This window comes from aff. Roholtiella sp. LEGE 12411, assembly GCF_015206995.1.
In the GTDB taxonomy this organism is placed as follows: Bacteria; Cyanobacteriota; Cyanobacteriia; order Cyanobacteriales; family Nostocaceae; genus Komarekiella.
In genome coordinates, this window is the sequence record NZ_JADEXR010000246.1 from 1 (window position 1) to 5,447 (window position 5,447).

General features: G+C 42.7%; 5 protein-coding genes. 3 read left to right on the top strand and 2 right to left on the bottom strand.

Going from position 1 to position 5,447, the window contains the following annotated elements:
- Positions 1 to 41 precede the first annotated feature (41 nt).
- Both IQ246_RS28600 and IQ246_RS28605 read right to left on the bottom strand, forming a co-directional pair.
- Positions 42 to 458, bottom strand: a complete 417-nt coding sequence (locus IQ246_RS28600) for a hypothetical protein (RefSeq protein WP_194006668.1) — start codon at positions 456 to 458, stop codon at positions 42 to 44.
- Between the two features lie 186 nt (positions 459 to 644).
- Positions 645 to 1,487 carry an FAD-binding domain-containing protein gene (locus tag IQ246_RS28605; RefSeq protein ID WP_194006669.1) on the bottom strand — a complete coding sequence of 281 codons (843 nt, stop codon included), beginning with the start codon at positions 1,485 to 1,487 and terminating at the stop codon, positions 645 to 647.
- 186 nt (positions 1,488 to 1,673) lie between these two features.
- Between IQ246_RS28605 and IQ246_RS28610 the strand changes: the two genes are divergently transcribed.
- From IQ246_RS28610 to IQ246_RS28620, 3 genes are all read left to right on the top strand, one after another.
- Positions 1,674 to 3,599 carry a lipoxygenase family protein gene (locus IQ246_RS28610; RefSeq protein ID WP_194006670.1) on the top strand — a complete coding sequence of 642 codons (1,926 nt, stop codon included), beginning with the start codon at positions 1,674 to 1,676 and terminating at the stop codon, positions 3,597 to 3,599.
- A gap of 260 nt (positions 3,600 to 3,859) precedes the next feature.
- On the top strand, positions 3,860 to 4,054 hold the full coding sequence (locus IQ246_RS28615; protein ID WP_194006671.1) for a hypothetical protein: 195 nt from the start codon (positions 3,860 to 3,862) through the stop codon (positions 4,052 to 4,054).
- Between the two features lie 381 nt (positions 4,055 to 4,435).
- Positions 4,436 to 4,978, top strand: a complete 543-nt coding sequence (locus IQ246_RS28620; RefSeq protein ID WP_194006672.1) for a Uma2 family endonuclease — start codon at positions 4,436 to 4,438, stop codon at positions 4,976 to 4,978.
- Positions 4,979 to 5,447 lie beyond the last annotated feature (469 nt).

Here is a 5,447-nt window from a genome sequence, read left to right on the forward strand (position 1 = left end):
GCCCCATTCCCCATGCCCCATTCCCTTGTGAGTTAAGCAGATTATTCAAAAACATACTTTTGAGCCACTTTCCAATAACGCGAGAACCGCTTAAGGTCGATGTAGCCGTCGTACTCAAAAAATGGTTCTATCTCTAATACTTCTACGGCTAAAGAAGGCGCAATTTCATTGCAGATATGATTAAATTTAGGGCTGGGACTTGTTGTTGTCACAACTAAGTTAGCATCATGTTCCTTAGCAAAGGCTAAAATTTCTTGCGCCACATCGCCACGGTGGATGACAACAGGTAACTCTAGCAAGCATTCATAGATAAATGTAAGGCGTTTAAGACTCAGTTGCCATTCTTCTATCAAAACATCATCCCAAACCCAAATAGCTGGAGCATCGGGGTATTTTTGTAATGCGGGGTTGTATGGACTTAGACAGTCTCCATGCACCCAAACAATTGGTTTATTCATCACATTTTGGATTATAGTTATCGGAAGCTTGCACTAGATGCGATCGCAGCTACGTCCTCAATGAAGCTGTAGCTGCTGATTTAAAAATGTACCAGTGGCACCCACAAGCGGATTATGCAGAAATACTCGATAATACCCACATTAATTTGGTCTTAAGAATCCCCGTCTCGGAACGAGCGGTGAGTATCAACTTTTACCTTTATTTGGGCGCTGCCAACTTTGGCTATTGGGTTGTTTAGAAAATTCCCCATTGGGAAAAAGTCGCTGTTCTAATTCTTCATAGCTACCTTCAAACTCACAATGACCGTAAAGGGGACACTGACGACAATAAACGCCTTTACTGTAGCGTTCTAAGTTCTCGCGGTTGAAAAAATATGGTTTTTGGCTAAAGGTGCTGGCAACCCACTGCCATGACATATTATTGCTAGCTGGATCACCATCTAAAAGATGTTCAAGAAACCACTTGGCTCCTGCTTGCCAACGGATGCGCCGCCAATGGATAATGTAAGCCGCTAGCCACATCCGCTTATGGTTATGTAAGTAGCCAGTTTCCCGTAAGTCACGACTAAAGCTGTCGATGCAAACTAATCCTGTGGTGCTTTCTTTAATATCTTGTGGTAAATCTGCTGTGTAATCTGTTGGTGTGTAACCAGTTTTGTATTCCTCTTGGTCTTGCCAAATGCCACTGCCTAGCTTGACATATAACTTTTGCCAGTAGTCGCGCCAGCCCAATTCGTTAATTAGTTTAGTGGCATCATCTGGATGCTGTACATGCTCAAGTACATAGTCCCGAATTTCTCGCAAGCTCAAAACCCCATAGCGAATATAAGGCGAAAGTCGCGTGACTGCACCTGTTAATAAGTTTCTTGTTTTACCATAGTTTGCTGAGTCTACTTTTTGTAGTGCTTGCTCAGCAGCTTTACGTCCCCCCACAGTTTCGCTGATATGGTCATCGCGTTTTGCTGCATCTGGGAATTCTTGGCAGAGATAGGCTATTAACTGATTACGATTAGCAAATTTACGCAGCATTTTTTGTGATTTTTTACTTAAATTTTGGTAAGACAATAGCAGCAAGTTAAATAGTTATGATCGCTAATTATATAGAAGCATAGGCGTGGAGTGTCTGCACCTTACTAAGGCGCACAATTCTACTGGGGTTCCTTTGCGGTTTGATTATTCAGCTTACATTTCTTACCATTGCAACAGGAGCAAGTTATGGTGTTACATGTAAATACTACTGAGCAACAAGGTTACTATCGCTACGATCCAACTGGTCTAGATCAAAAGGGGCCTGCACGGATTTTTCCCTATACAGGGGAAGATGGCGTGTTGCGCTATCTGTTGACAAAACTGCGTAAAAATCAACTAAATCATGGACAGCTATCGCAACCTTGGAGTCTGCTATTAACAGAGGTGGAAAATGCAATCCAGTCCCTAGATGAAAACTGGTTGCGAATTTCTATTTTGCTGGTAGATTTGGAGATTTTTCAATCAGGATGGTTTAATTTCAATTTGCCACCGAATGAACAGTTTAACGTCAGTTTTGTTCGGAAACGGCGGACAATGGGACAGAGACTTATAGCAGCAACCAAAGCAGCTGAGGTAGTAAATACACAGAGTTATATTTCTGTTACGGCTAAGAACGAGCAGCAGCGATCGCAATTTTTTCAAGCTTTAGAACAAAGCGGGCGACCCTACCCAGTAGCGAACCAAATTTATCAACGGGATGGTGGTTTGAGCGATCGCGAGTTTGCTCGTCAACGATTGGCTGGACAAAACCCAAATGTGATCCGTCGAGTTCAATCAGCTGAACAACCAATTTTACAAGCTTGGGCAACTCAGCCTTACCAATTGGCAGATGGTAGGACAATCGACCTAACACACTCAGTAGTCGAAAATCGTTTATTTGTTGCCGATTATCCTCTGTTACAAGACTTGAAAGTCACAGATTTACAGCCGGGACGCTATGTGGGGAGTCCTGTAGCGTTATTTTACCGCTCTGAGCAAGGGTTAGAACCAGTACTAATCCAGGTGGAAAAAGGGAAAATTGTGACTCCTGCAATCAGCGGCGGGAATGCAGACGACTGGATGCGGGCAAAACTCTACGTGCAAACAGCCGATGTCACACATCACGAACTGATTACCCATCTTTGCTACACCCATCTAGCAATGGAGGCGTTTGCGATCGCCACTCCCCGACAGTTACCTAGTAACCATCCTCTTTATCGGTTACTGTATCCCCACTTTCAGTTTTTACTAGCAATTAATACGCGGGGTAATACAGTCTTGCTCGGCGAGGAAGGTGCTATCGGTAAGTTGATGGCTCCCACTAGAGAGGCATCTTTGGGGTTGATTAACCGAGCTTATCGCCAACGCTCTTTCGCGGAATACTCTCTGTTAAATGACATCAAACGCCGGGGAATAGAATCTGAATTGATCTCAGAATTCCCTTACCGAGATGATGCCTTATTGCTATGGGAAGCGATCGCCAACTACACGACTCGCTATTTACAACGTTACTATCCAAGCGACCAGGCAGTACAGCAAGACCCTTATCTAAGAGCCTGGGCGACAGAATTAGGAGCACCCTTAGACTCACGTCTCAAATCAGAGTTTCCCCAAGCGCCGGACTGGCTACCTAAAGAATGGGTGATTGCTGCTGGACTGGAACCTCAAGAATTGCCCTCTTATCCCCGGATGCCTGGGTTTGGTGAAATCGCCAGTTTGCAACAACTCATAGATATTGCTACTGTAATCATCTTTACCTGTGGCCCTCAACACGCAGCAGTCAACTTCAGCCAATTTGATTATGTTACTTATGTACCCAACGCCCCGCTAGCACTCTACACCCGACCAGACACACCAACCACCCTTGAAGAATTGCTACCTCCAACTAAGCAAGATTTGGGACAGATGCAATTAACTTTTTCCCTGAGTGGAATTTACTGGGGACAACTAGGTAGTTCCGAGCTCATTCAGTTTGTTGATCAAGGCGATCGCCAAATCCTCAAACAGTTCCAAAATGAATTATTGGAGATTGAAAGCAAAATCAAGACACGCAATCAGCTACGTGTGGTGGATACCGAGATTGAGTATCCATATTTATTGCCCTCTCGCATTCCCAACAGTATTAATATTTGATGAGCGATCGTCCAATCTCAGTAAAATTTTAACTAATTTAGTAGAAGTCCCACATCTCACTTTTAGGAGTGTGGGACGCCAGTCGCCTGGGACGAGAAACCCGTCTGTTGCGCTGGCTCATGAATGCGCGTGAGTGAGGAATTGACCAACAAACGAAATTGAACAGCGTTCAATCAGGATCGTTAGAATTAACAGTACGGCAGTATTCCAAAGCTGCTATTAGAATACTCAGTGTCGAAGATTGATCTAGTTAAAACATTGTGGAAGAAAAGAATTTAAAGTTTGATGCTGAGATAACGTTTGAGACAGAAAAACTTGAAGGTGTCCCTTGTGAGATTGTTTTTCCAAAAACACAAAATGAAAGAGTATTAATCGTAGTTCAATTTAATACAAACAATTTCTCAATACCAAAAATTCCTTTTGTATTTGCACTAAATTTGCTAAAAAATGATTAAATCTATAAATATGCTAAATCCTCGTAATAACACGGTATAACAATCTGCTTGCACCCGACCGTTGAGAATTGATTGGTTGACTACGAGAAGTTAGTTGCAGCGGGTGAAGCGGGTCGTTAATACATATGTGATTTTGTTTACCATAAATTAAGATAAGATCGTCTGTCTGTACAGGATTTTACATAGAAGACTAGCGCTTGGGAACTGTAGCAGGGTCAATAAATCTGGTCAGAGAGGGCGCGATAGCCCATACTAGATGCTAGACACCTTCGACCATAGGAGCCGTTTATGTTGGCATTAAGCTCAAAAGATTGGGTGCTTCTGAGTCAAGCAACTATAAAATTGAACTAGGTCTATCACAAGAATGTGAGCAGTTCTGCTATGAAGACGTTGGCTAAATGGTCTATAGACGACTATCATCGCATGGTTGAGGCGGGCATTTTGCGTGGTCGTCATGTGGAATTGCTAGCAGGCGAAATTGTTGAGATGAGTCCAGAAACCCCAATTCATTATACTACAGCAAAACGAGGTGCAAAATATTTAGAAGAGTTGCTCTCAGGTAAAGCTGATATTCGTTTCAATGGGCCGATTACACTATCCGACTCGGAACCCGAACCTGATATTGCAATTGTTCGACTTCCAGAATCATCCTACAGCGATCGCCATCCTGCTCCTCAAGATATCTTCTGGATTGTGGAAGTTGCTAAGACAAGCTTAAAAAAAGACTTAGATATCAAGGCTGCGATTTATGCAACGGCTATGATTCAGGAATATTGGGTTCTAGACTTATCTACCAAGCAGATGATCGTGTTAAGGAACCCTCAAGATGGTAAATACCTTGAAGAACATACTATTGGGGAAGGAATTATTACACCACTAGCATTCACAGATGTTTCAGTTTCTGTGAAGAGGCTTTTATCATGAGGCGATTACAGTAGCCCAACACTGCGGTGAAGCGGACAGTTAAGATATCTTGGTGCTGAGTTCGATCTTATCTCCTGTTGCTCACCTTCACCGTTAACATATATGTGATTTTGTTTACCACATTTTTTGTCGTTCTTGCGGTTATGAGTTGATGCACACATTGGACATTGAATAACGATGTCTACGACAAGCTACGCCTATGATCGAATTCATAAGACATGATTTCTGTCCTAAATTGCTGCATTAATAATATTAACCATCTCCTTTTAAAAGCGATCGCCCACCCTTTCTATGATTATCATTATTGTATTATTATTTTCCCCAGACACACTACATATTTTTTCAAGGTCGCGGATGCTTTGAGGCTGACAAGATAATATTTTTAATCTCTAATGCCATTTGATTTGCGTTCTCTCATATCGCTTTCCCCATGCCCCATTCCCCATGCCTAATCCTTAACCAATACCCC

Bases quoted from the DNA above. Each gene is read 5' to 3' on its own strand.
- IQ246_RS28620 (WP_194006672.1), top strand. From the start codon at position 4,436: ATGAAGACGTTGGCTAAATGGTCTATAGACGACTATCATCGCATGGTT.
- IQ246_RS28600 (WP_194006668.1), bottom strand. From the start codon at position 458: ATGAATAAACCAATTGTTTGGGTGCATGGAGACTGTCTAAGTCCATAC.
- IQ246_RS28605 (WP_194006669.1), bottom strand. From the start codon at position 1,487: ATGCTGCGTAAATTTGCTAATCGTAATCAGTTAATAGCCTATCTCTGC.
- IQ246_RS28610 (WP_194006670.1), top strand. From the start codon at position 1,674: ATGGTGTTACATGTAAATACTACTGAGCAACAAGGTTACTATCGCTAC.